Here is a 25,642-nt window from a genome sequence, read left to right on the forward strand (position 1 = left end):
TTCCAAAATCAACTGAGGATCAAAACGACGACCATCCCGAATATCGTCAGCAGTGTGTTTCCGATCGCGTAGGGCATGCCGTAGCCCAGGGCTGGAATCCGGCTTTGCGCGGCCTCCTGGATCATGCCGAGCGCAGCCGTCGTGGTCCGGGCGCCCGCGCAGGCGCCAAACAGGATGGCGGGATGAAACTTGAATATGTAATGCCCGACATAAACCGAGAAAATCATCGGCAAAGACGTGGCCACAATACCCCATAACAACAGCGCGATACCCGCCTGCTGCAAACCGGCCACGAAACCGGGCCCGGCCGATATCCCGATGACCGCGATGAAGACATTCAGGCCCAGCGTATTCATCAACCACAGCGACGGTGCGGGAATGCGACCGAAGGTCGGGTGAACGGTGCGCAGCCACCCCAGCAGCAGCCCGGCCAGCAACGCGCCACCAGTGGTAGAAAGGCTGATCGGAAAACCGCCCATTGTAATTGCAAGCGTGCCGATGACACCCCCGATGAAAATGCCCCAGCCCACAAAGGCCAGATCGGTCGTGTCAACGGGCCGGTCGGCGTACCCGATTTCGGCGATGGCCGCCTCGACATGGCGCTTGCTGCCCAGAATGGTCAGAATGTCACCGCGATGCAGAACCGTGCCCGGCAGCAGCGGCAGATCAATCATATTGCGCGTCAGCTTAGACACATACACGCCACGGGCCTGAGGCATCTTGCTGAGCTCATCCAATGTCTTGCCGTGCACGTCCTTGCTTGTGATCAGAACATCCAGTTTTTCCGATGGGATGCTCAGCAGTTCGGGCGCATCCGCTTCCTTGAGGCTGGGTTCGAGCGCTCCGACAAGATCACCGCGCCGGCCTGAGAACATCACGACATCACCCGCTTGCAGCACCGTGTCCGCGTCAACCTCGACGATCTTGCCACCTCGGCTGAGGCGTTCGGCATAGACGCGGACGGCGGGCAACAGGTCCTTGACCGGCTGGCCGAGCAATTCGCTGCCTTCGGGAATTTCAAAGGCGCGCGCCTCGATCGCGCGATAGGCCGAAACGATGCCGCCTCCGGTCTCGACATCCTCGCCGCCACTCAGCTTGGCCTCGTATTCCTTGCAGGCTGCCACCAGATCGACACCGATCAGACGCGGGCCGATCTTGGCCAGGATGATCGCCGACCCGATCGTGCCGTAGATATATGTCACCGCATAGGCGACCGGGATCTGGTTGGAATAGGTTTTGGCCTGCTCGGCCGACAAACCCAACTGGTTGATCTGGTCGGTCGCCACTCCGATCGCCGCCGAAATCGTTTGCGACCCGGCATACAGGCCCGCGGCGTAGCCAAGCTCGAGCCCGGCGATCTTGGCCGACACGACCGGCACGATCAGACAAAGGGCTAAAACACTTAGCGCAAAAAGCACCTCGCGCGCGCCGTCAACCTTGAGGCCGCGAATGAACTGTGGCCCAACGCCGTAACCAACTGCGAAGATGAACAGGATGAAGAAGGTGGACTTCACCGCTGAATCGATACTGATCTGTGCCTGCCCGATCACGACGGCCGCCAACAGGGTGCCCGTTACCGAACCCAGGCTGAACCCCATGACCTTGATTGGTCCGACCAAAAACCCGATGCCGATGGCGAGAAAGACAGCCAGTTCCGGATAGGTTTGCAGGATATTCACCAGCCAATCGACCATACTGCGCCTTTCGGGTTTGTTGCGTCGCTCAGCCCACCCTGAACGTAAGCTGTCCGGAGGCCCGGACGATTGCGATCAGCGCAGGAATTTCCAAGGTCACGATACCCCACGGAAACCGTTTGTCCATTGAATTATCTGAATTTGTTTGGCACCGGGGCCGCGCGGAACTGTGTCCGCCAGCGGCGGCACAGATTTTGAAAATCGTCGGCAACCGAATGGATCAATCGAACCTGCGCACTGATTTCGGCCCCTGCGATGTCACGGAATACAGGGACAGGGAATGATCCATGTTCCGCATACGGTGGCGCAGCATTTCACGACCAAGCCGCGCCAAATCAGCTGCATAGTCAGGGTTTGCGGCGACATTCTCGGCCTCGCCCCGACTGTGGTGGTCGAACAACAACGGCGGCAGGTCGGCTGCAAACTCGACCAAGGTAAAGCGCTCGTCACGCAGGATGCCCAGACACGAGTCGCTGTGACCCGTCCCAAGATCACGCTGAAACTGAGTAGGCGTCAGCGGATCGGCAAAGTCCAGCTCACTGAAGGAATACCGGCGCCAGTCCTGAGGCACGGCGCCTCGCAGCAGCGGCAGCAAGGATCGACCATCCATCGAGTTCGGGATCTCTTGCCCTACCCAGTCCAGGATCGTGGGTGCGACATCAATTGACTCGGTCGGCACTTCGACACGCTGGCCGGCCATCTGAGCGTTGCCAGGCATGCGAATGATCAGCGGCGTGTGGTAAGCCGCGTCATACACCGACATTTTGCCCCAGGAAAAATGATCGCCCAGCATCTCACCATGATCCGCGGTGATCACCACCAGCGTGTCATCGTACTGGCCGCTGTCCTTGAGAAACCGGATGACCCGGCCGATATGATGGTCAACCTCGGTTGCCAATCCAAGATAGACGGCCCGCAGGGTCTGCGTGTTCTCACCCGTCGGCTCCACCTCGGCAAAACCTTGCACGCAGTCTTTTGGTGTATTCGAGTCCAGAGCGGGTCCAAAGAACGGGTGCACGGCCTTTTCGTCCTCGGGGCAGGGCAGACGGTTTGGCAAAGGCAACGCGTCGGGATCGTACATCCGGTTGTAGGGCGCGGGGGCCACCAGTGGCGGATGCGGACGGATATACGTCAAATGCGCGAACCATCCCGAGCTCCGATAGGCGGTAATTCCGTCCAGAAAACTGTTGGTCAGAAATGCGGTGTCGCTGTCCTCGGCCGTGTAGAGGGCCGGGTCGTTCAATTTTGGGGCCGACCCATCCGGCGAAACCGGCTTGTAGAGATCCCAGTAGTCTTCAAACTCGTATCCCCGGCGCATCAAGTAGGACCGCCAAGGATAGGACTCCTCAAGGCGCATTTCGAGTACTTCGTGAAACCCGTGCATCGGGTTTTCGTAGGTCTTCACCGATGGATCATTCGGATGATGAACCCGAGGATCGGCCGAGGTGTCCGTATAGCCGAACAGCATCGGCAGATAGCCGGCTTTTCGCATCTCGGTCGCGATGTTCGGCGTGTCATGACGCAGCGGCGTGCCATTGCGGACCGAACGATGGTTCATCGCATATTGCCCGGTCAGGATCGAGGCGCGGGACGGTCCGCAGGGATTGGTTACGGAAAAATGCCGGTCGAACGAAACGGCCTCGTCCATGAAGGCGCGCAGATTGGGCAGGTTGACATGATCAGCCAGAGCACCGCGCAGACAATCGGCCCGCAATTGGTCGATGATGATGAAAAGAACGTTTCCTGCTTGGCTCATGCCGTGATTCCCATTGGAAAACTGGTGTTCGACGGTGCGGACTGTGTCGGGGTTCCCTCGGGCAGGCAACCGGTTTTGCGCCAATTCTCGCCCCTTGGGCGACCCGGGCCGTGCAAACCGGTAACCCCCGCACCCAAATCGCCGCCCGGTTGAACAAAGCCATTGCGGCCCGGAACGGTTTCCCGTCTGATACCGGCATGACGAAACCCTCGATCGCAGTCGAACAGGAAGGCAGCACAGCGCGCGTGATTGTGTCTGGCGAGATGCTGACACAGTCGTTGAGTGCCGTCGAAGACGCCTTTCGCGCCACCCGCCCGGATGCGGCGCATGTGACGGTCGATATGTCCGAAATCGATGCGCTGGACACCGGCGGCGCGTGGCTGATCGCGGACCTGAAAAACCGCTGCGCAGCCATGGGGGCGACCGTGGCTTTCGACGGGTTGAAACCGGCACATTCCGCGTTGCTGGAAACCGTCTCGGAGAACATTCCCAAGGACATTCCCGCCGAAGCCCCGCCAAAAGGCTTCATGCCTTGGCTTGAGAGCCTGGGCCAATCAACGGTGGGCGCCGGGCGCGACACCGTGTCGATCCTCGGCTTTCTGGGCCTGACCCTGCACCGGCTGGGCCGCACGATGATCATGCCGTGGCGCCTGCGCCGCGCCGCGGTCGTGTCGCAGATGGAGGAAACCGGGTTCAAGGCCCTGCCCATCGTGGCGTTGATGGGATTTCTGATCGGCGTGGTTCTGGCTTTTCAGGGGGCCACCCAGTTGAAACAGTTCGGCGCGGAAATTTTCGTGGTCGAGCTGATCTCGATCTCGGTACTGCGCGAGCTGGGTATCCTGCTGACCGCCATCATCGTGGCTGGTCGATCCGGCTCGGCCTTCACGGCCTCGATCGGCTCGATGAAAGTGCAGGAAGAAATCGACGCCATGCGCACATTGGGTCTGGACCCGATCGAGGTGCTCGTCATTCCACGGGTTCTTGCACTGCTGATCATGCTGCCGATACTGGGCTTCGTGGCCGATATCGCCGGCCTTTTTGGCGGCGCCCTGATGAGCTGGATCGATCTGGGCGTCAGCCCCGGAATGTTCATTACGCGCCTGAAGGAAAACACCAGCGTCTGGCACCTGGCGGTTGGGCTGATCAAGGCTCCGTTCTTTGCCATGGTCATCGGGGTAATCGCCTGTTGGCAGGCAATGCAGGTCAAGGGTTCCGCCCAAAGCGTCGGCCAACGCACCACCGCGTCAGTTGTTCAGTCGATTTTCATGGTCATTGCCATTGACGCGCTGTTTTCCATTTTCTTCTCCGAGATCGGTGTCTGACATGGATGGATCTGCTCAGACATCGACCGCCAAGCTGGACGCGCAGCGCGAAGCGGTGATCCGTGTGCGCAATCTGCGCAACCAGTTCGGTCCGCAGGTGGTGCATGACGACCTGAACCTGGATGTCTGGCGTGGCGAAGTGCTGGGCATTGTCGGGGGGTCCGGGACCGGCAAGTCCGTCCTTCTGCGCACCATCGTCGGGCTGAACAAACCGGCGGCAGGCAGTATCGAAGTTTTGGGTGTCGACGTGCTGAACGGCCCCGAGGCCGACCGACGCCGCATCGAGAAACGCTGGGGCGTGGCCTTTCAGGACGGGGCACTGTTTTCCTCGCTGACCGTGCTTCAGAACGTCATGGCCCCGTTGCGCGAACACACCGGTCTGAGCGAGAGCTTGATGCGGGCGCTCGGCAGCCTCAAGATCAGCCTTGTGGGGCTGCCACAGCTGAGTTGCGGCAAGTTCCCGTCAGAGCTGTCAGGCGGAATGCGCAAGCGGGCCGCGCTGGCCCGAGCATTGGCATTGGACCCCGAGATCGTGTTTCTGGACGAGCCCACCGCCGGGCTGGATCCCATCGGCGCCGCGGCCTACGACGAATTGATCGGAGAATTGCAACAGGCCTTGGGATTGACCGTTTTCATGGTAACACATGACCTGGACAGCTTGTACGCGATCTGCGACCGCGTTGCGGTTCTTGCAGAAAAGCGCGTGCTAGTGGAAGGTCCGATTGAAGACATGACCAAGGTCGACCACCCTTGGGTGCAGGAGTACTTCACAGGCCCCCGGGCCCGCGCGGCGCAACAGAAGGGGCAGGACAGGTAGAGGCGATGGAAACCCGGGCGAACTATATCCTGATCGGCGCGTTTACACTGGCGGGCATCCTGAGCGCGTTCGGCTTCTTCCTGTGGCTGGCCAAGTTCGAAGTCACGCGCCAATACGCTTACTATGACGTGCTGTTCGACAACGTGTCGGGCCTGTCAGCCGCCGGTGGCGTCAGCTATAACGGCCTGCCCGTGGGACAGGTCATTTCGCTGGACCTGGATGACGATGACCCGTCCAAAGTAAGGGTCCGGCTTGAGGTTGATGCTGACATTCCGGTGACCACGGACACGATCGCGCAGTTGCAGTCGCTGGGAGTGACCGGCGTCAGCTATGTCGAGTTGTCGGGCGGGTCGCCCGATGCCGAACGGCTGCCGCAGAACAGCGTCATCAAAAGCAAGCGCAGCGCCATCCAATCCCTGTTCGAAGGCGCACCCAAGGTCCTGGACGAGGCTGTGACCTTGCTGGAAAACCTGAATGCAGTGGTGGATGACAACAATCGCAAGGCCGTGTCGGACATTCTCGACAACCTGGCTTCGGCCTCGGGCCGCTTGGACAAGACTCTGAACGATTTTGAATCCCTGTCCAGCGATCTGGGCGGCGCGGCAAAAGACATCGGGGCCTTCACCAAACGCCTGGATCAGTTGGCCGATACTGCAGAAACCACGCTGACCACCGGAACTGATACGCTGAACAGCATCAAAACGGCCTCGGAATCGGCCAAAACCGCACTGGACAGCGCGAACCAGACGCTGGCGACAGCCAACAAGGTCATCGAAGACGACGTCCGCCCCTTCATCGAGCGCGGGTCGCAACTCGCGGACCGCCTGATCGGGTTGTCGGATGAAGCCGCGGTAACCATGGCAACCGTCAACAATACATTTGCCAACGCCAACCAAACGCTCGACTCGGTGACCGCGGCCATGGATTCGGCGAAAGGAACTCTGGCATCCGCAGAACGCGCGTTCGACTCGGCCAATCGCGTAATGGACGAAGACGTTGCACAGGTTGTTGACGACATCCGAAACGCCGCCACCAAAGTGGCCGAAACGGTAACGAACGTGACCGACAAGATCGACCAGATTTCAGCGGACGTTCTGAGCGCGTCGCAATCGGCATCGGACCTGTTGGGAACGATCGACGGCATCGTTCAACAAAACCGCCGGCAGGTTTCGGACTTCCTGCGGGTCGGACTGCCTCAATTCGTTCGTTTCGTGGAAGAATCCCAACGCCTTGTCATCAGCCTGGACCGTCTTGTCGACAAGGTCGAGCGCGACCCCGCGCGTTTCCTTCTGGGCACCCAAGCATCGGAGTTCCGTCAATGATCAGGCCCCTTCTTCTGACCCTTGCAATCACGACGCTGGGCGGATGTGCCGGTCTGGGCACGTTGAAACAGGCCTCGAAACCGAACGACCTGTATCTGCTGACCCCCAAGAGCACGTTCTCGCAGTCTTTGCCCCGGGTGCAGAAACAGATCGTCATCCAGGAACCCACTGCGACCGCTGCGGTGAACACCGACCAGATTGCCGTGCAGCCGACGCCCCTGCAGGTCCAGTATCTGCCGCGTGCCCGGTGGGTGGACCGAGCACCTTTGATCGTTCAGGCGTTGATGGTCGAAAGCTTTGAAAACAGCGGTCGCGTCGCCGCCGTGGGTCGTTCGACGGTCGGCCTGCGCGCCGACTACGTCATCGTTCCGGACCTGCGCGAGTTTCAAGGGATTGTCGTCGGAGAAACCGAAAACTCGAAAACCGTAAAAATCGAAGTGCGAATGAACATCAAGATCATCGACGAGTTCGAAGACAAGATCATCGCTTCAAGCTCGTTCCAGGAAGCCGTTGTCTCGACCAGCGACGAGACGCCGGATCTTGTTACCGCTTTTGACACCGCCTTGGGCAAAACCATGCGAGACGCAGTTGAGTGGAGCGTGCGGAAGATTCATTCGCACGCTGCCAACAATCCGCGCCCGTCGTTGAACTGACACGGATTGCCCACCCTTTATTTTGACAGGGATTGCGCCAGACGCATCAGGGTCACGGCTTCGGTCCGGTACCCGAAAGGATCGGCCCCACGGGCTGTGTTGCCCATCGCGATTGCATCATCATAGCTCCAGTCGGACAGGTAAGTGCCGCCGCGCAACAACTGGCCGAGACCTGCAATCGCGACGGAAAACCTCACGTCGTCCGTCTGGTGGCCCTGCCCGTCCATGATCGGTTGCTCGATCAACTGGCTGCGCGTGTCGCCGGGTGTTTTGTACCGCAGCTTGAAATAGCCGATTTCATCACTGCCCGAAGCGGGGGCGGTGTTTCCATACCGTAGCGGTGCATTGCGAATTGCGTTGGAGCCGACCGGCGTGACTTCGTAAATCGCGGTCACGCTGTGGCCAGCACCTATGTCGCCCGCATCAACAGTGTCATTCAAAAAGTCCTCGCGGCGCAAAGCGCGGGTTTCGTATCCGATCAGGCGGTATTCGGCGATTTGGGCAGGGTTGAATTCGACCTGAATCTTGACGTCGTTGGCAATCGGAAACAGCGCACCGGTCAGTTGGTCAACCAGCACTTTGCGGGCCTCACCCAGCGTGTCGATGTAAGCCGCCTGTCCGTTTCCGTTCTGGGCCAGGGCCTGCATCGTCGCGTCATCAAGGTTACCGCGCCCGAAACCCAGAACGCTCAGATATGTTCCGCTGTCGCGCTTGTCAGAGATAAACTCCTTGAGAGCTTCGGGATCGGACAGGCCAACGTTGAAATCCCCGTCCGTGGCCAGAATGACTCGCGTCACCTCGCCCTCGGCGGCCATGTCTGCAGCAACCTGATAGGCTTGCTGAAGCCCGGCTTGTCCCGCTGTGGATCCGCCCGCGTCCAAGTGTTCGAGCGCCCGCAGGATCTTGGCCTGATCGGCTGCAGATGTCGGCTCCAGAACCTGGCCCGCACTGCCGGCATAGGTCACGATCGACACCTGATCCTCGGGTCGCAACTCGGGCAACATCAGGCGCAGGGACTGTTTCAACAAGGGCAACTTGTTGGCGTCCTGCATCGAGCCCGAGGTGTCGATGAGAAAGACAAGATTGAGCGCCGGACGCTCCTCGATCACCGGAAGCGTTCCCTGAATGCCAATATGGACCAGTCGAGTACCGGTATTCCAGGGGCTGGGCATGACCGTGATGCTTGGCTGAAACGGCACCGCGCCGTCCGGCGCCGGATAGGAATAGGGAAAATAGTTTACCATTTCTTCAATCCGCACCGCGTCACGCGGGGGCAAGTGACCAGCCAGAAGCGAGGACCTGACGATGGCGTAAGATGCGGTATCGACATCAATCGAAAACGTCGAAACCGGTTCTTCCGCGGTGACCTTGAGTGAGTTGGTTTCGGCGTTTGCAAATTCTTCGGACGACTGCTCGGGTCGCGCTGGCGGACGAAAAGCGTCGCTCGAAACCGAAGGGGCCACTGTGCTGTCGACGAGGCGGCCTTGCGAAAGAAGGCTGCGTTTTGCCAGAGGTTCCCGGGCTTCATCCACAACCATCGGCGCTTCGACAACGGGTTCCTCGAGATCCATCTCGGCCGTTTCAGCGTCTGATTGTCCGGATGGTCGAACCGCCTGCGGCTGGCCGGTCACCCGGGTCTCGGTACCGAGCCTGGGGGACAGCACACCGTCCCGCGTCTGCGGCACGATCATGATCAGTGCCACGGCAGCGATGGCAGTTGTGGCGGCCAGCGTGCCGCGGGTCGAAATTGCATTCAACATGGCTTTGGTTCCTTCTGTCACGCGGGCCAACGGGCCTCGCTTGACATTGGGACGCGTACCGGGTCGGGATCCTTGGAGATCAGCAAAGTTTTTTCTGGCCAGCTCCAAATTGACGGCCCGCCGCTTTTCATCTGCTGCAGGCGTTGCGGCATCCATCAGTGTTTTCAGATCATCGAGCTCATCACTCATTGGGCAAGCTCCTCTTGTTTGATCGCGCGCAGGCGCTTTCGGGCTTCGGACAGGCGCCATGAGACCGTGCCCTCGGACACGCCCAGCACGTCGGCGGCCTGTGCATGGGTCATTTCATCATCTAGCGTCAGCGCCAGTGTCTGACGCAGATCTTCGGGCAAGCTCTGCATGGCCCGTTGCAGCCATGACAGGGCCTCGGCCGTCTCGACGGCTTCGGCGCGCCGCATCTTTTCCACATCGCCCCAGCCGATTGCTGCACGGTTTCGGCTGGCCGTTCGACGCCGCGCATCGTGTGCCGCGTTGCAGACGACCCGATACAGCCAGGTCGTGAACTTTGAACTCGCTCGAAAGCCGACAATTTTGGCGGGCAAGGCGGCACATATGTCCTGCGTCAGATCTTCGGCGACCTCGGCGCTGCCGGTCAGCCGAAAGGCCAGCCGGAACACGCGGTCATAGTGCCGCCCAAGCAGCGTCGCGAACGCTTCCGCGTCCCCGTTGGTGGCCGCATGGGCCAATTCTTCATCCGAGGTCAGTTTGCTCATTCTGACTATTCAGACGCAAGACAGGAACGGATCCTTGGAACATTCGAGAAAAAATCAGAAATGGCTCGCCGACGCCTTCTGCCAATCCGCTGCAAATTCCTGCGGCACTGAATCTTTCAACAAGGCACCTGGCTCGATAATGGTGTAAAGTTCCGCGTATGAGCACTCGCGCTCGTTGGCAATTCGGCGGTAGATATCGGATGGGCCGAGGTCAGATACGCGCTCTTTCCCCATTGCACCCAATATTTCGCGAAAGCTTTCCAGAGTGGCGTCATGAAAGCGGTGAACCCGCTTGCGTTTCTGCGGCACGTTGACCGCGCGCCCGCGAATGGGATCTTGTGTTGCGACGCCAGACGGGCAGCGGTTCGTATTGCAATGCAGGGCCTGAATGCAGCCCACGGCGAACATCATCGCCCGCGCCGCATTGCACATGTCAGCCCCCAGCGCGAATTTCTCGATCATGTCATAGCCGGTTGCCACTTTGCCTGAACAGATCACCCGGATCTTGTCCCGCAAACCTACTCCGCGCAGACAGTTGTTCACGAAGATCAGCCCTTCGTTCAACGGTACGCCCAGGCGGTTGGTAAATTCCACAGGCGCCGCGCCGGTCCCGCCCTCGGCCCCGTCAACGGTGATGAAATCGGGCAGAATGCCCGTTTCCAACATAGCCTTGCAGATCCCCATGAACTCGGACCGGTTGCCGATGCACAGCTTGAACCCGACGGGTTTGCCCCCGGACATTTCGCGCAGGTGCTGCACGAAATGCATCAGGCCCGTTGGCCCGTCAAAGGCCGAGTGAATGGGTGGCGAAATCACATCCTGATGCACTGGTACGCCACGAATAAGCGCGATCTCTTCATCGACCTTGGCCGCGGGTAGAACACCACCATGGGACGGTTTCGCGCCTTGGGACAGCTTGATCTCAATCGCCTTCACGACCTCCTTCTGGGCATTCTGGGCGAACTTGTCCTTGTCAAAGCCGCCCTCTGCCGTCCGACATCCGAAGTATCCGGTGCCAATCTGCCAGATGATATCGCCGCCTTCGGCAAGATGGTGCGGCGACAGCCCGCCCTCGCCCGTGTTGTGTGCGAAACCACCATCCTTGGCCCCGCCGTTAAGGGCGCGGATCGCGTTGGCGCTGAGTGCTCCGAAGCTCATCGCTGAAACGTTCAGCCGCGATGCGAGATAGGGCTTTTCACACTGAGGACCGCCCAGCATCACACGCTCTTCGCTTTCCGGAACATCCTTGGGTGCAAGCGAATGGTTGGCCCGGTGATACCCGACTTCGGTGATATCGTACTGGGTTCCAAAGGCCTGAGTGTCGACCTGGCCCTTTGCTCGTGAATACACCAGCGCGCGAATGATCCTGTTGAAGGGCCGCCCGCTTTCGTTGGTTTCCACAAAATACTGGCGGATTTCCGGGCTGACGAACTCCAGCATATACCGGAAATGGCCCAGAACCGGATAGTTGTTCAGTACGTTGTGTTTGGTGGTCAGCATGTCGTACAGCCCGACCAACGCGTAAGGGACCAGCAAAATCAGCAGCCAGAATGCCGGAGGCCAGTACAAACCCCAGACCACGGTCAAAGGCAGAACCACATAGGTCACGACATAATATATTCGACGTACGATCATCTTGCTCTCCCTTGGGCCAATCGGTCAGAGGTTGGCCTTGAGTTCCTTGACCCAGTTGTCCCACTGCGCATGTTCACCCTTGGCCAGCAGGATGCCTTCTTTCAGTTTCGACATGCCGAAACCCCAGGCCATCTTGGTATCGATATGCGGAGGCATGACCAACTCGCCGGGCGTGACCATGGCGTCGATGATGAATGGCTTTCGGCTCTCTTTGGCCCGCGCGACGGCCTCGGGGATGTCAGCCGCATGTTCCACACGGACCCCATCCCCACCGCAAACCCTCGCGTATTCCGCAAAGTCCGGGTTCACCAGATCGGTAGCAGCGGGGTTCAGCGGATAACCCGCCACCTCCATCTCCATCTTCACGAAGCCCAGCGTCTGGTTGTTAAAGACCAGCACCTTAATGGGCCACTCGTAGCGCACGGCAGTCACGAAATCCTGCATGGACATGCCGAATCCGCCATCCCCGCAGAACGCCCAAACCTCGCGCTGCGGATCCAGCGCGGCGGCTCCCAACGCCGACGGCAACCCGGACCCCAGTGACGAATGGTTGAACGACCCCACCATGCGCCGTCCGCCTTTCATCCGCGTCTGACGCGCCACCCAGACCGTGCATTCGCCGATATCCATTGCAAATATCGCGTCATCGGCAGCCTTGTCGGAGACCTGCCGCGCGAATAGCTGCGGGTGGAGTGGCTCGGTGTCGCGCTCGAGACTGGAGTCGCGGTCTTGCTGCGCCAGCCATTTCGTACACAGCTTGACTTGACGATCGGCAAACGCCCTGTCGTCCTTTGCGGCCAGCTTTGGCAAGAGCAAATCCAGCGTCGCGCCCACATCTCCCAGCAATCCCGATGCGATGGGCGCGCGGCGTCCCAGATGTTCGACGTTGCGATCGATCTGGATGATTTTCGCGTTTTCCGGCAGGAACCACTCGTATGGGAAGTCCGTCCCCAGCATCACCAGCACATCGCAGTCGCGCACTGCATGATACCCGCCGGGATTGCCGATCAACCCGGTCATCCCGACCACGTTGGGATCATCATAGTCAAAAATGTCCTTGCCCTTGAGGGAATGCGTGATCGGCGCGTTCAGCCGTTGGGACAGAGCCAGAACCTTGTCTTTGGCTTCTCTGCATCCCACGCCGGCGAAAAGAGCGACTTTCCTGCCCGCGTTGATGATCTCAGCCGCACGGTCGATTTCGGATTCGGGCGGGATCAGCGTTGATGGCGTTTTCAGGATCGGGTGCAGTTGGTGCAAGCTGGGCACCTGCTGTTCGGATATGTCGATGGGCAGTTCGATCCGCACGACCTCGCGGTTGATCAAGGCGCGTTGCACGGCGATCTGAGCCAGTCGCGGCATCTGGTCCGGCGAATTGATCACGGCCTGGTAGCCGCAGACATCCTCGAACACTTTCTCAAGATTGACTTCCTGGTGGTATCCGGTCCCGCGCTCCCGATGAGCGACCTGACCTGTGATCGCCACGACCCCTGCACCCTCACGCCGGGCGTTGTACAGTCCATTGATCAGGTGAAGCGCGCCGGGACCGACGGTTCCGGCACAAATCCCGATCCCGCCGGTCAGATGCGCCTGGGCATAGGCTGCATAGGCTGCGTTTTCCTCGTGCCTGACCCCGATCCATTCGAACCGGCTATCCCCGCGCATGGCTTCAAGCAGGGGGTTGAGCGCATCGCCCGTCACGCCGAAGATCTGGCACCCTCCGGCATCCGCGAGAATATCCAGCAATACCTTGCATACGGAATTCGACGTCATGACCTGCCCTCTGGTTCCGACCCCATCGGGCCTGTCCGGATAGATCGTGGGCAGGTTGCCCTTTGATTGCAAGCCTTTGTACGGCCACCCCTAGCATCGGGCGGATTTGCGGTGGCTTGGTTGCGGCGGTTGAACCCGGGCGGTACAGCCGCTATCCAAATCCAAACCCCACAGGCGGAGAAGCGTCCTTGGCCAAAACTCAGGCGGCAGTTTCGGGAAAGCCCATGATGTACGCCGCCGTCTTTGTCGGCGGGGCGGCTGGGTCGATCCTACGCGAACTGTTTGCGCTGGAAATCCCGGGGATGCCGTTGCTGACATCGACCTTCGGCATCAATGTCGTGGCCTGTTTCATTCTGGGATGGCTCTACGCCATACGGGGCCGGGTGCATGCCCATGTTCTGCACCTCGGGGCCGTTGGTTTCTGCGGCGGATTGTCGACGTTTTCGTCCTTTGCCGCCGAACTGGAACGGATCGCTGAAACCGACGGCTGGTCGGTCATCTTCCCGTTGGCGGCCGAAGTTATCTGTGGTTTGGGCGCGGCCATTCTGGGCGAGGCAATCGGACGCCGCCGCCACTCAGGAGGGCGGGCCGAATGACCGATCTGTATCTGCATGCGGTGTTTGGGCTGGGCGGCGGACTGGGAGCAGTCCTTCGCCACTGGGTCGCGCGGGCCATCACCCACGACCTGCCGGTCTCGACGCTGGTCGTAAACGTATTGGGCAGCCTGTTGTTGGGGCTTTGGATCGGGTACCTGGGCGGGCCCGTGGAGATGGCCGAAGAAGAAAAGCGCCTGGTTTTCGGCTTTTGCGGAGGGTTCACGACATTCTCCAGCTTTGCCTACCAGTCTCTTGAACTGCAGCGTGAGCGGACGATTGTCCTTGCGGGTGGAAACATCCTGCTCAGCCTCGGACTGTGCTGGCTGGCCCTGTGGCTGGGACTGTGGGTGATGGGCTAGCCGGTCGCTACATGCCCGGCATGTGCATCCGCATTGCAAGATTGCCCAGGATCCAGACCGTTCCAAGGATGATAATCAGCAGAACCAGCGTCGAGAACAGGACCAAATCCAGATCTTCGCGGCTGCTGCGGCGACGGTCGATATGCAGGAAATAGACCAGCTGAACAATCAGCTGCGCCAGACCCAACAGCCCAATTGCCAGATAGACACCCTTGGTCTCGATGCCGAACCAGTAGGCGATCGCAAACACGGTGAGTGTCAGCAACAGCGAGCCGCCATAGCCGATCACATACCGGCGCCGCTCGCGTCTGTGCATCTCGGACCGTTTATCCATAGGTCAGCCCTCCGAAATACACGATGGTGATGATGCCGATCCAGATCAGATCAAGGAAGTGCCAGAACAGTGCCAGCCGCACCACGCGCGAAATCACGAGGTCGGTCATCCCCATGACCCGCAGTTGAATGCCCAGAACGACCAGCCACACACAGCCCGCCGCCACATGCAGCCCGTGCAGAGGCACCAGCCCATAGAAAGCGGACAGGAAACCGCTGCGCTGCGGGATGCCGCCCTTTTCCGCCATCGACATGAAATCGCGGATCTCGAGGACTAGAAAACTCAGCCCAAGCAGCAGCGTGACCCCGAACCACAGGACGATCCGACCGCGCGGCAGGTTGTATTTCAGCGCCAGCATGGCAAGTCCAACAGTCAGGCTGCTGGTCAACAAGATCAGCGTCTGGGCAAAGATGCTGTAGAGATCGAACAACTCGCGCGGACCCGGACCACCGGCCTGCGCGTCGATCATGGTGATGTAAACGCCGAACATCAGCCCGAAATAGACCAGGTCGCTCATCAGAAAGACCCAGAAACCGAAGGTCACCACTTCGGTCGCCTTGTGGGCGCTGGCATGACGCCGCCCAAGGTTCAGACCGGGGTAACTGTGGGTTGGTGCAGGCTTCATGTCGCTGCCTCCAGATCCGGTCGGGCAAGCCCGGTGTTTTCTGGGGCGCCTTCGTGATCCCGGTTCACAGGGGTCGCGTTGCGGACCAGGTCCAGCCAGGCCTCGTGCTGCCTGCGCACGTCTTCAGCAGAAATCACTTCTTCGGTATCGGTCTGAAAGGTCCACAGGATGAATGACAGGATCATCATCACTGTCATCAGCGCCGCCAGCCACCAGATCCACCAGACCAGCGCAAACATCCACACACCGCTGAGCACGCAGAGCACGAAACCGAGGCCGGTGTTGCGCGGCATGGTGATGTCCTCGTACTGATCGGGGTGCGGGTATGCCTCGCCACGCTCTTTCGCGGCGGCAAAATCGTCGCGGTCCGTGACATGCGGGATGATCGCGAAATTGTAGGGCGGCGGCGGGGCCGGAATCGACCATTCCAGCGTGCGGGCGTCCCAGGGGTCGCCAACCGGAACGCGGCTTTGTTCGCGGTTCCGGATGCTGACCCACAGCTGCACGACGACCGAAAGCAAAGCCGCCAGAATGACCAGCGCGCCGATGACGGCCGTGATCATGTAGGGGTGAAAGCTCGGGTCCTCCCAGCTGTAGGAGCGGCGCGGCATCCCCATCAGCCCCACGAAATACAGCGGCAGGAAGGTCAGCATGAAGCCCACCGTCCACAGCACGACCGATGTCCGCCCCCAGGCCTCATCCAGGCGGAAGCCGAACGCCTTGGGAAACCAGTAGTTGTAGCCCGCCAGCAGGCCGAACAGGACACCCGGAAGCAACACGTTGTGGAAATGCGCGACCAGGAACAGCGTATTGTGCACCTGATAATCGACGGTCGGATTGGCGAGGATCACCCCGCTGAGCCCCCCGATCACGAACAGCATCAGAAAGGCCAGCCCGTACAGCATCGGCACCGAGAACCGGATACGGCCGCGATACAGGGTGGCCATCCAGTCATAGACCTTAACGCCGGTTGGAATGGCGATCAGCATCGTGGCGATGCCGAAGACCGCGTTGATCAGGGCGCTTTGGCCCATGGTGAAGAAATGGTGCAGCCAGACGGTAAACGACAGCACCGCAATCGACATGGTCGCGATCACCAGCGAGTTGTAGCCATAGAGCCGCTTGGCCGAGAAGGTCGCGAAGACTTCGGAATAGATGCCATAGGCCGGCAGAACCAGCAGGTAGACCTCGGGGTGGCCGAACAGCCAGAACAGGTTGGCATAGTTCATCATGTTGCCGCCCAGGTCATTGGTGAAGAAATGGAAATCAAGATACCGGTCAGCGGCCAGCAACAGCGCCGCCACCCCCAAAGGCGGCATGGCGAACACGATCAGGATCGAACTGCAGATGATCGTCCAGCAATACATCGGCAACCGCATGAATTTCATCCCCGGCGCGCGCAACTTGTAGATCGTGACGGCAAAGTTGATTCCCGTCAGGGTGGTGCCGATGCCCGACACCACGATCGCCCAGATCCAGTAATCCGGCCCCACACCCGGATTGAAGGCCGCGCCGGTATAGGGCGGATAGGCCGTCCAGCCGCCGGTGGAAAACTCGCCCACCACCAGTGAGACCATTAACATCATCCCAGCCGAAACCGTCAGGCCGAGGCTGATCTGGTTCATCACCGGAAAGGCCACGTCGCGTGCGCCGATCATCAGCGGGACGAGGAAATTCGCCAGTCCGAACACGAAGGGCACCGCGACGAAGAAGATCATAATCGTGCCGTGGGTGCTGAACAACTCGGCAAAGTGTTCGGCCTCGAGGAACCCCTCGCCCGGCCCGGCCGCCTGTTGGGCGCGCATAACGACGCCTTCCAGAACGCCGCGCGCCAGCATGACGATGGCGAAGACGATATACATGATGCCGATCTTCTTGTGATCCGCGCTGGTCAGCCAGTCGCGCCACAGCGGCCCCCACAGGCGAAACCAGGTGAGCAGTCCCAGAACCGCGGCCACCCCCACGATCACCACGCCCGCCGCGGCATTGGCCACGATTTCATTCGTATTGGGATCCTGGATCAGCCCGGCGATGGGGAAAGCATCCCAGTTCAGACGGCCGAAGAAACCGGACTCGGCAGATGTCATTGCTTGTCCTCCTGGCCGAATTGGGCGGTTCCCGGTTGCTGATCCTGTGGCAGAGGTTGCCCGTTGTGATACCGGCCCAGAATGCTGTGGAACAGATCGCCATCATCCAGACGGAAATACAGCGCATTATCGGGCATCTGCGCGGTGCCAAGCGCGGCCTGAACCTCGTCCCGGTCCGTCCGCATGGCCAGTGTCCGATAGGTTGCCGGGTCCAGAACGATACCGTTCTGCCGAACACGGTCGACCCATGAGTCGAAATCCGGCGGCGGCATCGCGACCGTCTGGAACTTCTGCTTGGTGAAGCCGCGCCCATTGTACTGGGTGTTTTCGCCCTGCATTTGTCCGGGGGCATCAGCCACGAGATGCAATTGGGTCGTCATGCCGGGCATGGCATAGATCTGCCCCGCCAGCGCGGGAACCATGAATGACTGCATCACCGTGTCCGTCGTCAATGTTAGCGCGACTTGTTGTTTTGTTGGCACCCCGAACTCACCCACCGTCGCGATGCCCAGGTCGGGGTAGATGAACAGCCATTTCCAATCCAGCCCCACCACCTGCACGCGCAAGGCCGGTTCATCGCCGAACGGGGCCGCGTAAGGGTCCAACCGATGGGTTGCTTTCCAAAGATAAAAGGACAGCAGCGCCACGATCACCACCGGCACACCCCACATCGCGGTTTCCAGCAGGGGCGAGAAATCCCATTTTGGCCGATAGGCAGCAGGGCTTTGCGCGCGGCGGCGATAGCGTAGAGCGATCAAGGGAACCAGAACCAAAACCGGAATGACCGCAATCAGGATCAACGCGGTCGCGCGCACCAGGTGTGTTTTTTGGACCGCCGCAATAGGGCCTTGAGGATCCATGAAACTGTCGCTGGCCAGAGCCGATTGCGCCGCGCCCAACCACAATACGACCACGATCAGCGCTGTCAGTACCGCAGGTATCGTCCTGTTTCCGCTCACGCCGGATCGCCCTCATCAAACCTCAGGTTGGTGCAACTATCGGCAGAGTCAGCAGATTTCACAAGGTTTTTCCCGGGCGGCCGTAACCCACGTCACCGTCGAGTTGACTTGCCCAGTGGGTCGGGTCAGTCATTGGGTCATGCGTTTACTGCTTATTCTGATTGGACTGATCGCGTTTTCCGGCGCAGCGATCGCGCAGGACCGAGCCGCGGTCGAGCGGCAGTTTCAGGACTGGTTGCAGCAACAGGTCTGGCCGTTGGCTCGGGCGCAGGGTGTATCGCGCCGCACGTTTTACAGCGCAACCGACGGGGTTCGCCTGAATTGGGAACTGCCCGATCTTGTTCCGCCGGGCTCTCCGGCGCGGACGCCCAAAAAGCAAAGGCAAGCCGAGTTCGGGTCCCCCGGCCGGTATTTCAACGCAAATTCGGTTCAGGGTGCCGCCGCCGGCGGTCGGCGTATGGCCAAGCGTCATGCGGAAACGCTGCGCCGGGTCGAGGAACAGACCGGCGTTCCCGCCCGGATCATCCTTGCGGTCTGGGGCCGCGAGAGCGGCTATGGGCAGGTTCCGATCCGGCATAACGCAATCCAGGTGCTGGCCACCAAGGGGTTCATGAGCACGCGCGCAGAGTATTTCACCGGCGAACTGATCGCCGCGCTGCAGATCGTAGAGGCCGGTCACGTGAACGGCCGCGCGATGAAAAGCAGCTGGGCCGGCGCGTTGGGCCAGCCCCAATTCATGCCGACCAGCTTTTTGAACCACGCGACCGACGGCAATGCAGACGGCCGGGCCGACATATGGGGGTCGGCCGACGACACGATCGCATCGATCGGAAACTACCTCGCGCGGCACGGTTGGGTCAGCGGCCGCGATTGGGGGTTCGAGGTGACGGTACCGGCATCTGTGTCCTGCGCGCTTGAGGGTCCCGATCAGGGTCGCCCGATCCGCGACTGGGTTGCTATGGGCATCACACGCGTCTCGGGCCGCCCCTTCCCCGAACACGAGCTGCGCGGCGAGGGCTACCTGATGATGCCGGCTGGCCGGAATGGTCCGGCTTTTGTCGTAACGCCCAATTTTTACGTTCTCAAAGACTACAACATGAGCGATCTCTACGCCTTGTTCGTGGGCCATGTGGGCGATCGCATTCAGTATGGCGTGGGCGATTTCAAAGGGCGCTGGGGCAAGGTGGGCGGTCTGTACCGATCGGATATCGCGACCATGCAGCAGGCGTTGATCGCGATGGGGCACGACGTGGGCGGTGCCGACGGGCTCCCGGGATACAAAACCCGCCGGTCGATCGGCCGCTGGCAGGAAGAAACCAGCAAGCGCCCCACCTGCTTCCCCGAGGCCGGGATGAAGTCGCGGTTGCGTCCCTGACCGTTGGCGATTCGCCTGATCGGGCGAAAGCGAGCGGCGAAATTCTGCCGAAACAGATCGCGCCTCGGGCTGCAATCCGAGCGGCTCGGGCACGAAAATATCGCAACGATACACGCCATCGTTACAAAATTTCAGCGACCACGCGTCACGAAGTTTCTTTCTACCTTTAGGCGATCCGGACTCATGGGAAGGCTTTAACCCTGCCCAAAATAGTGGCACGGTCTCGGCCAGCGAGAGGAAGCTCTTGCATCCACTTCACCGACTGCAATCCAGAAAGCTGCGACGCAGTGTTCCTTGCGAATTGGCACAACCCAAAATTCAAAAGAACCGGGTCCCAGCGGATGTCGGGCAACCAGGGCCGCCGGACGCCATCCCATATGGATGCGCAGACCGCCGCCACAATAATTGGGAGAAGATCATGAACACCATCCTTCGAAACTCGGTGGCGGGCCTGCTGTGCTCGACCTTCATCACCGGAGCCGCGCTGGCCGCGGGCACCCATCCGGTCACCGGCGAGCCGCTGGCCGATGACCAGACCTTCGTCTACCGCGTGCTGGACGAGCACAGCTCGGTCGACCCGCAGGTGGTCGAGGACGTGTCGGGCGCCGAGATTGTCCGCGACCTGTTCGAAGGTCTGATGAACCAGGACGAAGACGGCAACCTGGTTCCGGGCGTGGCCACCGGCTATACCACCAACGAAACTAAGGACGTTTACACCTTCACCCTGCGCGACAACGCCAAGTGGTCGAACGGCGATCCGGTCACCGCACATGATTTCGTTTTTGCGTGGAAACGCGCCGTCGATCCGGCCCTGTCCTCGCCCTATGCCTGGTTCATGGAACTGATGTCGATCGAGAACGCCGCCGAGATCATCGCGGGCGACAAGCCGGTCGACGACCTGGGCGTCAAGGCGATCGACGACCACACGCTGGAAGTGAAACTGAGCGCGCCGCTGCCCTATTTCCCGCAGATGACCACGCACTCGACCACCTTCCCAGCCCCGCAGAAGGTCATCGAGCAGTTCGGCGATGAATGGACCAAGCCCGGCAACATCGTCTCGAACGGCGCCTATGTCCTGACCGAGCACCTGCCCAACGAACGCTCGGTGCGCGAGCGCAACCCGATGTACTGGGACAACGACAACACCATCATCGACAAGGTCGTGGCGCTGGTCATCAACGATGAAAACGTGGCCCTGACCCGCTATCTGGCCGGTGAGCTGGACCGCACCGAGGTGCCCGCAGGCCAGTTTCCGCGCCTGAAGAAAGAATACCCGAACGAGGCGATCAGCTTCCCGCGCCTGTGCAACTACTACTACACGTTCAACCTGTCCGACGGCGGCCCCGAGGCCTTCAAGGACCCGAACGTGCGTCAGGCCCTGTCGCTGGCGGTTGACCGCAAGATCATCACCGAGAACATCCTGGCCGGCGGTCAGCCCGAAGCCTATACCTTCGTGCCCGAAGCCACCGCAGGGTTCACCCCGCCGGTCGTGGAAATGGCGTCGATGACGCAAGCCGAGCGCGACGAGCTGGCCAAGGAACTGCTGGCCGAGGCCGGATACGGTCCCGACAACCCGCTGAGCTTCGCGATGGTCTACAACACCTCCGAGGCGCACAAGAAAGTCGCCGTGGCCCTTAGCCAGATGTGGAAGCAGAAGCTGGGTGCCCAGGTCGAGCTGGCCAACATGGAATGGAAGATCTTCCTGGAAGAGCGCGGCAACCAGAACTTTGAACTGGCCCGCGGCGCATGGTGCGGCGACTACAACGAAGCCTCGACCTTCCTGGACCTGCTGCAGTCGGATTCCGGCTATAACGACGGCAAGTACAACAATGCCAAGGTCGACGAGCTGCTGGCTCAGGCCAAAACCTCAGACGATCCGGCCCCGCTGTACACCGAGGTTGAGCGGATCATCGCACAGGAAACCCCTGTGATCCCGATCTACCACTACGCCGGTGTCTACATGATGGACAGCGACGTGGGGAACTGGCCGGTGAACAACGTCGAGCAGAACTGGTACTCGAAGAACCTCTACAAGATCGCCGAGTAATCATCATCCTTTGATCGCGCCCTGCCCCGGACATGCTCTGGGGCAGGGCCAATAATTGGGGGCATGAAATGCTTGCCTATGTCATCCGGCGACTGCTGATCGCCGTTCCGACGATCCTGTTGCTGATCGTCGCCAGTTTCTTTCTGATGCACTTCGCGCCCGGCGGGCCCTTCACCTCGGAGCGGCCGTTGCCGCCGCAGGTTCTGGCCAATATCGAGGCGCGCTACGGGCTGGACCAGCCGCTGTGGAAACAGCTGTGGGATTACCTGTACAACATCGTGGTGCATTTCGATTTCGGCCCGTCCTTCAAGTTCAAGGACCGTGACGTGAACGACATCATCGCGCAGGGCTTTCCGATTTCGCTGACCTACGGGATGCTGTCCTTCATCGTGGCCACGCTGGTGGGCGTCGGGCTGGGCATCGCCGCCGCGATCCGCCACAACAGCTGGATCGATTATTTCGCCGTGGGTCTGGGCATCGCCGCGCAAGCGCTGCCGAACTTCATCATGGGCCCGATCCTGATCCTGACCTTCACCCTGTGGCTGGGCTGGCTGCCGGGCGGCGGCTGGAACGGGGGCCAATGGCAATATTTGATCATGCCCGTCATTGCGCTTGCGACGTCGTACATGGGCTCGATCGCGCGGATCACGCGGTCGTCGATGCTCGAGGTTCTGAATTCGAACTTCATCCGCACCGCGCGGGCCAAGGGCCTGCCCACCCGCACCGTGATCTGGCGCCATGCGCTGAAACCCACGCTGCTGCCGGTGGTGTCCTACCTGGGGCCGGTCTTCGTCTATGTGCTGACCGGTTCGGTGTTTGTGGACATCTATTTCTCGACCGGCGGGCTGGGGCAGGCCTATGTGGGTTCGGCCCTGTCGCGCGACTATGCGGTGCTGCTGGGGGTCACGATCCTCTATGGCGTGCTGACCGTTCTGGTGAACCTGCTGACCGACCTGGCTTATGCCTGGTTCGATCCGAAAATCCGTTACTGAGGGGGCTGGCAAATGCTTGGAAAATCTCAGAAAGCCGCCCATCTGGCCGAAGACATCACCGATTACACGGTCATTCAGGGACGTTCGCTTTGGCAGGACGCGCGGATGCGTTTTGTCCGCAACAAGGCCGCCATGGCCAGCGTGTTCATCCTGGGCCTGATCGTTCTGTTCACGATCATCGGGCCCTACTTTGCCGTCTGGAGCAACGAGGAAATCGACTGGAACGTCATGGGCGACGTGGCCGGCATGGGAATGCCGTCCATCGAGACAGGGCACTATTTCGGCGTCGACGATCTGGGGCGCGACCTGTACAGCCGGGTCATCCAGGCCACCACAACCTCGTTGCTGGTGGGTCTGATCGGGGCGGCCACCGCGCTGATCGTGGGCACGTGCTATGGCATCGCCGCCGGATATATCGGCGGGCGCGTCGACGGCGTGATGATGCGCTTCGTCGACATCCTGCTGGCCATTCCGGCCACGCTGGTCATCATCCTGCTGCTGGTCGTGGCGGGGCGGTCGTTCTTCATGCTGTTCATCGCGCTAGGTGCGGTGGGCTGGCTGACCATGGCGCGGATCGTGCGCGGCCAGACCCTGACCCTGAAGAACCGCGAGTTCATCGAGGCCGCCCGCGCCGCCGGTGTCAGCGAGTTCACCATCATGTACCGCCACATCCTGCCCAACCTGCTGGGCGTTGTGATCGTCTATGCTTCGCTGCTGGTGCCCGAGATGATCCTGACGGAGAGCTTCATCTCGTTCCTGGGGCTGGGGATTTCCGAGCCCTATACCTCGTTGGGTCGTCTGATCGCCGAGGGCGCTGGAACCATGGGTTACGGCACGTTGTGGCAACTGATGTACCCCCTGGCATTTTACGTCACCATCATCATAACGATGTTCTTCATCGGCGATGGCCTGCGTGACGCACTGGATCCGAAGGACCGCTGACATGAGCCTGCTTTCCGTAAAGAACCTGAGCGTTCAGTTCGACACGTCCGACGGGGTGGTCGAGGCCGTCAAGAACATCAGCTTTGACATCGCGCCGGGCGAATGCCTGGGCATCGTCGGCGAAAGCGGGTCAGGCAAAAGCCAGACGTTCATGGCCGCGATGGGGCTGCTGCCGCCGGCGGGCCGGGCCACCGGGTCGGTGCTGCTGAACGGGCAGGAAATTCTGAACCTGCCCGTGAACAAGCTGAACCAGATCCGCGGCGATGACGTGGGCATGATTTTTCAGGACCCGCTGACTGCCCTGACCCCGCATTTGCGGGTCGGCCAGCAGATGCGCGAAGTCTTGCAGGTGCACGAAGGCCTGCAGGGTTCGGCCGCGCGGCAACGGTGCCTGGAATGGCTGGACCGCGTGCGCATACCCGAGGCCGCGCGCCGGCTGGACCAGTTCCCGCACGAGCTGTCGGGCGGGATGCGCCAGCGGGTGATGATCGCCATGTCGATGCTGTGCAATCCCAAACTGCTGATCGCCGACGAACCGACCACCGCGCTGGACGTGACCGTTCAGGCCGACATCCTGGACCTCATGGTGCGTCTACAAAAGGACGAAGGCACGGCCATCGCCCTGATCACGCATGACATGGGCGTCGTGGCCCGCATGTGCGACCGGGTGCAGGTCATGCGCCTGGGTGAGTTCGTCGAGGCCGGTGACACGCGCGAGATCTTCCACGCGCCCAAGCACGACTATACCCGCACTCTGATCGAGGCCATGCCCCGCATCGACGCGGGCGACGCGCCCAAGGCAGTGGAAACCGACGAGGCGCCGCTGCTGAAGGTCGATGACGTCAAGGTGCATTTCCCGATCCACGTTCCGGGCGGCATCTTCGGCCGCAAGGTGCCTTTGAAGGCGGTGAACGGCGTCAGCTTTGACATCCGCAAAGGTGAAACCCTCGGCGTGGTCGGTGAATCGGGCTGCGGCAAGTCCACCCTCGCCCGTGCCGTGCTGCAGCTGATCGAGCCGAGCGCCGGCAATGTCAGCTGGCTGGGCCATCCGATCGTCGGGCTGAAACGGGCCGAGCTGAACAAGTACCGTAAGGATCTGCAGATCGTGTTCCAAGACCCGCTGGCCAGCCTGGACCCGCGGATGACGATTTCGGCCTCGATCGCGGAACCGCTGAAAACCTATCGCCCCGACCTGACCGAGCGCGAGCGCAAGCAGATGGTCGCCGAGATGATGGAACGGGTCGGCCTGAACGCCAACATGATCAACCGCTACCCGCACGAGCTGTCGGGCGGCCAGAACCAGCGGGTGGGCATCGCCCGGGCGATGATCAACAAGCCCAAGCTGATCATCTGCGACGAGGCGGTCTCGGCGCTGGACGTGTCGATTCAGGCGCAGATCGTGCAGCTGCTGAAGGAACTGCAGCAGGAATTCGGCCTGTCGATGATCTTCATCAGCCACGACCTGTCGGTGGTGCGCGCGGTGTCGAACCGGATCATGGTTCTGTATCTGGGTCGCATCGTCGAGCTGGGCGATGGCGAGGTGATCTGCGCGAACCCGGTTCATCCCTACACGCAATCGCTGATCTCGGCGGTTCCGATCCCGGACCCGGATGTCGAGCGCAGCCGCCAGCGGCTGAAACTGCCCGGCGAACTGCCCTCGCCCATGGATCCCAAGGCAGCGCTGCGGTTCCTGCCCAGCCGTCTGGCGGCGGGTCAGACCGACTATGTTCCCGCGCTCAGCGAGATTGCGCCTGGGCACTTCGTGGCCGAGCATGATCCGCTGGAAGCGATCATGGCAAACGCTTGATCCTGTCCCCGAAGCCGGACAACCGGCTTCGGGGCGCTTGCCCGTTAGGGCAGTGTTAT

The 25,642-nt window shown here is 60.8% G+C and carries 21 protein-coding genes; 11 read left to right on the forward strand and 10 right to left on the reverse strand.

What is annotated here, in order from left to right; all coding sequences use genetic code 11:
* Positions 1-8: 8 nt before the first annotated feature.
* Both aspT and GOW72_RS14800 read right to left on the reverse strand, forming a co-directional pair.
* Positions 9-1,694, reverse strand: a complete 1,686-nt coding sequence (gene aspT, locus GOW72_RS14795; RefSeq protein WP_170367364.1) for an aspartate-alanine antiporter — start codon at positions 1,692-1,694, stop codon at positions 9-11.
* Between the two features lie 220 nt (positions 1,695-1,914).
* Positions 1,915-3,450 carry a sulfatase-like hydrolase/transferase gene (locus tag GOW72_RS14800; RefSeq protein WP_170367365.1) on the reverse strand — a complete coding sequence of 512 codons (1,536 nt, stop codon included), beginning with the start codon at positions 3,448-3,450 and terminating at the stop codon, positions 1,915-1,917.
* 197 nt (positions 3,451-3,647) lie between these two features.
* On the opposite strand from GOW72_RS14800, the gene GOW72_RS14805 reads away from it, so the two are divergent.
* From GOW72_RS14805 to GOW72_RS14820, 4 genes are read left to right on the forward strand one after another with little or no spacing between them, the layout of a single operon-like run.
* A complete protein-coding gene (locus GOW72_RS14805; protein ID WP_170367366.1) occupies positions 3,648-4,772 on the forward strand; it encodes an ABC transporter permease in 1,125 nt (374 codons plus the stop codon).
* Position 4,773: 1 nt separating this feature from the next.
* On the forward strand, positions 4,774-5,589 hold the full coding sequence (locus GOW72_RS14810; RefSeq protein WP_170341340.1) for an ABC transporter ATP-binding protein: 816 nt from the start codon (positions 4,774-4,776) through the stop codon (positions 5,587-5,589).
* 5 nt (positions 5,590-5,594) lie between these two features.
* Positions 5,595-6,911 (forward strand): MlaD family protein, encoded by a 1,317-nt coding sequence (locus tag GOW72_RS14815; RefSeq protein WP_170367367.1) that lies wholly within the window; start codon positions 5,595-5,597, stop codon positions 6,909-6,911.
* On the forward strand, positions 6,908-7,564 hold the full coding sequence (locus tag GOW72_RS14820; RefSeq protein ID WP_170365932.1) for an ABC-type transport auxiliary lipoprotein family protein: 657 nt from the start codon (positions 6,908-6,910) through the stop codon (positions 7,562-7,564). Before GOW72_RS14815 ends, GOW72_RS14820 begins: the two co-directional genes overlap by 4 nt.
* Positions 7,565-7,581: 17 nt before the next feature.
* On the opposite strand, the gene GOW72_RS14825 is transcribed toward GOW72_RS14820, so the two are convergent.
* The 4 genes from GOW72_RS14825 to GOW72_RS14840 are packed head-to-tail and all read right to left on the reverse strand — an operon-like array spanning position 7,582 to position 13,460.
* Positions 7,582-9,513, reverse strand: coding sequence for a vWA domain-containing protein (locus GOW72_RS14825; protein ID WP_170367368.1), 1,932 nt, complete (start codon positions 9,511-9,513; stop codon positions 7,582-7,584).
* Positions 9,510-10,055, reverse strand: a complete 546-nt coding sequence (locus tag GOW72_RS14830) for an RNA polymerase sigma factor (RefSeq protein ID WP_170365935.1) — start codon at positions 10,053-10,055, stop codon at positions 9,510-9,512. The genes GOW72_RS14825 and GOW72_RS14830 overlap by 4 nt, the downstream gene beginning before the upstream one ends.
* Before the next feature lie 54 nt (positions 10,056-10,109).
* Positions 10,110-11,690: an FMN-binding glutamate synthase family protein gene (locus GOW72_RS14835; protein ID WP_170367369.1), complete on the reverse strand. Its 1,581-nt coding sequence runs from the start codon at positions 11,688-11,690 to the stop codon at positions 10,110-10,112.
* 24 nt (positions 11,691-11,714) lie between these two features.
* Positions 11,715-13,460: a thiamine pyrophosphate-dependent enzyme gene (locus GOW72_RS14840; RefSeq protein WP_170367370.1), complete on the reverse strand. Its 1,746-nt coding sequence runs from the start codon at positions 13,458-13,460 to the stop codon at positions 11,715-11,717.
* Positions 13,461-13,684: 224 nt separating this feature from the next.
* On the opposite strand from GOW72_RS14840, the gene GOW72_RS14845 reads away from it, so the two are divergent.
* Together GOW72_RS14845 and GOW72_RS14850 are read left to right on the forward strand one after the other, a co-directional pair.
* On the forward strand, positions 13,685-14,056 hold the full coding sequence (locus tag GOW72_RS14845; protein WP_244952444.1) for a fluoride efflux transporter FluC: 372 nt from the start codon (positions 13,685-13,687) through the stop codon (positions 14,054-14,056).
* Complete coding sequence (locus GOW72_RS14850; protein ID WP_170341325.1) at positions 14,053-14,415, forward strand: fluoride efflux transporter FluC; 363 nt, start codon at positions 14,053-14,055, stop codon at positions 14,413-14,415. The genes GOW72_RS14845 and GOW72_RS14850 overlap by 4 nt, the downstream gene beginning before the upstream one ends.
* 7 nt (positions 14,416-14,422) lie before the next feature.
* Here the strand turns inward: GOW72_RS14850 and GOW72_RS14855 are convergent, their stop codons facing one another.
* Genes GOW72_RS14855 through GOW72_RS14870 form a run of 4 tightly spaced genes read right to left on the reverse strand, consistent with a single transcriptional unit; the run spans position 14,423 to position 18,420 of the window.
* Entirely contained in the window at positions 14,423-14,749 is a 327-nt protein-coding gene (locus tag GOW72_RS14855; RefSeq protein WP_244952445.1) for a cytochrome o ubiquinol oxidase subunit IV, read from the reverse strand.
* Positions 14,742-15,374, reverse strand: a complete 633-nt coding sequence (locus tag GOW72_RS14860; protein WP_170367371.1) for a cytochrome c oxidase subunit 3 — start codon at positions 15,372-15,374, stop codon at positions 14,742-14,744. The genes GOW72_RS14855 and GOW72_RS14860 overlap by 8 nt, the downstream gene beginning before the upstream one ends.
* Positions 15,371-17,461 (reverse strand): cbb3-type cytochrome c oxidase subunit I, encoded by a 2,091-nt coding sequence (locus tag GOW72_RS14865; RefSeq protein ID WP_170367372.1) that lies wholly within the window; start codon positions 17,459-17,461, stop codon positions 15,371-15,373. Before GOW72_RS14865 ends, GOW72_RS14860 begins: the two co-directional genes overlap by 4 nt.
* Entirely contained in the window at positions 17,458-18,420 is a 963-nt protein-coding gene (locus GOW72_RS14870) for a cytochrome ubiquinol oxidase subunit II (RefSeq protein ID WP_342355389.1), read from the reverse strand. The genes GOW72_RS14865 and GOW72_RS14870 overlap by 4 nt, the downstream gene beginning before the upstream one ends.
* Positions 18,421-18,559: 139 nt before the next feature.
* Here GOW72_RS14870 and GOW72_RS14875 point away from each other — a divergent pair, with 139 nt between their 5' ends.
* The 5 genes from GOW72_RS14875 (at position 18,560) to GOW72_RS14895 (ending at position 25,583) form a co-directional block, all read left to right on the forward strand.
* The gene (locus tag GOW72_RS14875; RefSeq protein ID WP_170367373.1) at positions 18,560-19,795 is read left to right on the forward strand and encodes a lytic murein transglycosylase; all 1,236 of its coding nucleotides are present in this window, start codon (positions 18,560-18,562) and stop codon (positions 19,793-19,795) included.
* 418 nt (positions 19,796-20,213) lie between these two features.
* Positions 20,214-21,842 (forward strand): peptide ABC transporter substrate-binding protein, encoded by a 1,629-nt coding sequence (locus GOW72_RS14880; protein WP_093963729.1) that lies wholly within the window; start codon positions 20,214-20,216, stop codon positions 21,840-21,842.
* Between the two features lie 68 nt (positions 21,843-21,910).
* Positions 21,911-22,834, forward strand: a complete 924-nt coding sequence (oppB, locus tag GOW72_RS14885) for an oligopeptide ABC transporter permease OppB (RefSeq protein WP_170367374.1) — start codon at positions 21,911-21,913, stop codon at positions 22,832-22,834.
* 12 nt (positions 22,835-22,846) lie between these two features.
* Positions 22,847-23,776, forward strand: a complete 930-nt coding sequence (locus GOW72_RS14890) for an ABC transporter permease subunit (protein WP_170341315.1) — start codon at positions 22,847-22,849, stop codon at positions 23,774-23,776.
* 1 nt (position 23,777) lies between these two features.
* Entirely contained in the window at positions 23,778-25,583 is a 1,806-nt protein-coding gene (locus GOW72_RS14895) for an ABC transporter ATP-binding protein (RefSeq protein ID WP_170367375.1), read from the forward strand.
* Positions 25,584-25,642: the final 59 nt, after the last annotated feature.

The organism is Ruegeria arenilitoris, from assembly GCF_013032855.1.
GTDB lineage: Bacteria > Pseudomonadota > Alphaproteobacteria > Rhodobacterales > Rhodobacteraceae > Ruegeria > Ruegeria arenilitoris.

What these genes read in the sequence shown, in the direction of transcription:
- GOW72_RS14895 (WP_170367375.1), top strand. Translation starts at nt 23,778, where the DNA reads ATGAGCCTGCTTTCCGTAAAGAACCTGAGCGTTCAGTTCGACACGTCC.
- GOW72_RS14875 (WP_170367373.1), top strand. Translation starts at nt 18,560, where the DNA reads ATGCGTTTACTGCTTATTCTGATTGGACTGATCGCGTTTTCCGGCGCA.
- GOW72_RS14815 (WP_170367367.1), top strand. Translation starts at nt 5,595, where the DNA reads ATGGAAACCCGGGCGAACTATATCCTGATCGGCGCGTTTACACTGGCG.
- GOW72_RS14860 (WP_170367371.1), bottom strand. Translation starts at nt 15,374, where the DNA reads ATGAAGCCTGCACCAACCCACAGTTACCCCGGTCTGAACCTTGGGCGG.
- GOW72_RS14825 (WP_170367368.1), bottom strand. Translation starts at nt 9,513, where the DNA reads ATGAGTGATGAGCTCGATGATCTGAAAACACTGATGGATGCCGCAACG.
- GOW72_RS14810 (WP_170341340.1), top strand. Translation starts at nt 4,774, where the DNA reads ATGGATGGATCTGCTCAGACATCGACCGCCAAGCTGGACGCGCAGCGC.
- GOW72_RS14835 (WP_170367369.1), bottom strand. Translation starts at nt 11,690, where the DNA reads ATGATCGTACGTCGAATATATTATGTCGTGACCTATGTGGTTCTGCCT.
- oppB (WP_170367374.1), top strand. Translation starts at nt 21,911, where the DNA reads ATGCTTGCCTATGTCATCCGGCGACTGCTGATCGCCGTTCCGACGATC.
- GOW72_RS14805 (WP_170367366.1), top strand. Translation starts at nt 3,648, where the DNA reads ATGACGAAACCCTCGATCGCAGTCGAACAGGAAGGCAGCACAGCGCGC.
- GOW72_RS14800 (WP_170367365.1), bottom strand. Translation starts at nt 3,450, where the DNA reads ATGAGCCAAGCAGGAAACGTTCTTTTCATCATCATCGACCAATTGCGG.
- aspT (WP_170367364.1), bottom strand. Translation starts at nt 1,694, where the DNA reads ATGGTCGATTGGCTGGTGAATATCCTGCAAACCTATCCGGAACTGGCT.
- GOW72_RS14820 (WP_170365932.1), top strand. Translation starts at nt 6,908, where the DNA reads ATGATCAGGCCCCTTCTTCTGACCCTTGCAATCACGACGCTGGGCGGA.
- GOW72_RS14855 (WP_244952445.1), bottom strand. Translation starts at nt 14,749, where the DNA reads ATGGATAAACGGTCCGAGATGCACAGACGCGAGCGGCGCCGGTATGTG.
- GOW72_RS14880 (WP_093963729.1), top strand. Translation starts at nt 20,214, where the DNA reads ATGAACACCATCCTTCGAAACTCGGTGGCGGGCCTGCTGTGCTCGACC.
- GOW72_RS14845 (WP_244952444.1), top strand. Translation starts at nt 13,685, where the DNA reads ATGATGTACGCCGCCGTCTTTGTCGGCGGGGCGGCTGGGTCGATCCTA.
- GOW72_RS14850 (WP_170341325.1), top strand. Translation starts at nt 14,053, where the DNA reads ATGACCGATCTGTATCTGCATGCGGTGTTTGGGCTGGGCGGCGGACTG.
- GOW72_RS14830 (WP_170365935.1), bottom strand. Translation starts at nt 10,055, where the DNA reads ATGAGCAAACTGACCTCGGATGAAGAATTGGCCCATGCGGCCACCAAC.
- GOW72_RS14865 (WP_170367372.1), bottom strand. Translation starts at nt 17,461, where the DNA reads ATGACATCTGCCGAGTCCGGTTTCTTCGGCCGTCTGAACTGGGATGCT.
- GOW72_RS14890 (WP_170341315.1), top strand. Translation starts at nt 22,847, where the DNA reads ATGCTTGGAAAATCTCAGAAAGCCGCCCATCTGGCCGAAGACATCACC.
- GOW72_RS14840 (WP_170367370.1), bottom strand. Translation starts at nt 13,460, where the DNA reads ATGACGTCGAATTCCGTATGCAAGGTATTGCTGGATATTCTCGCGGAT.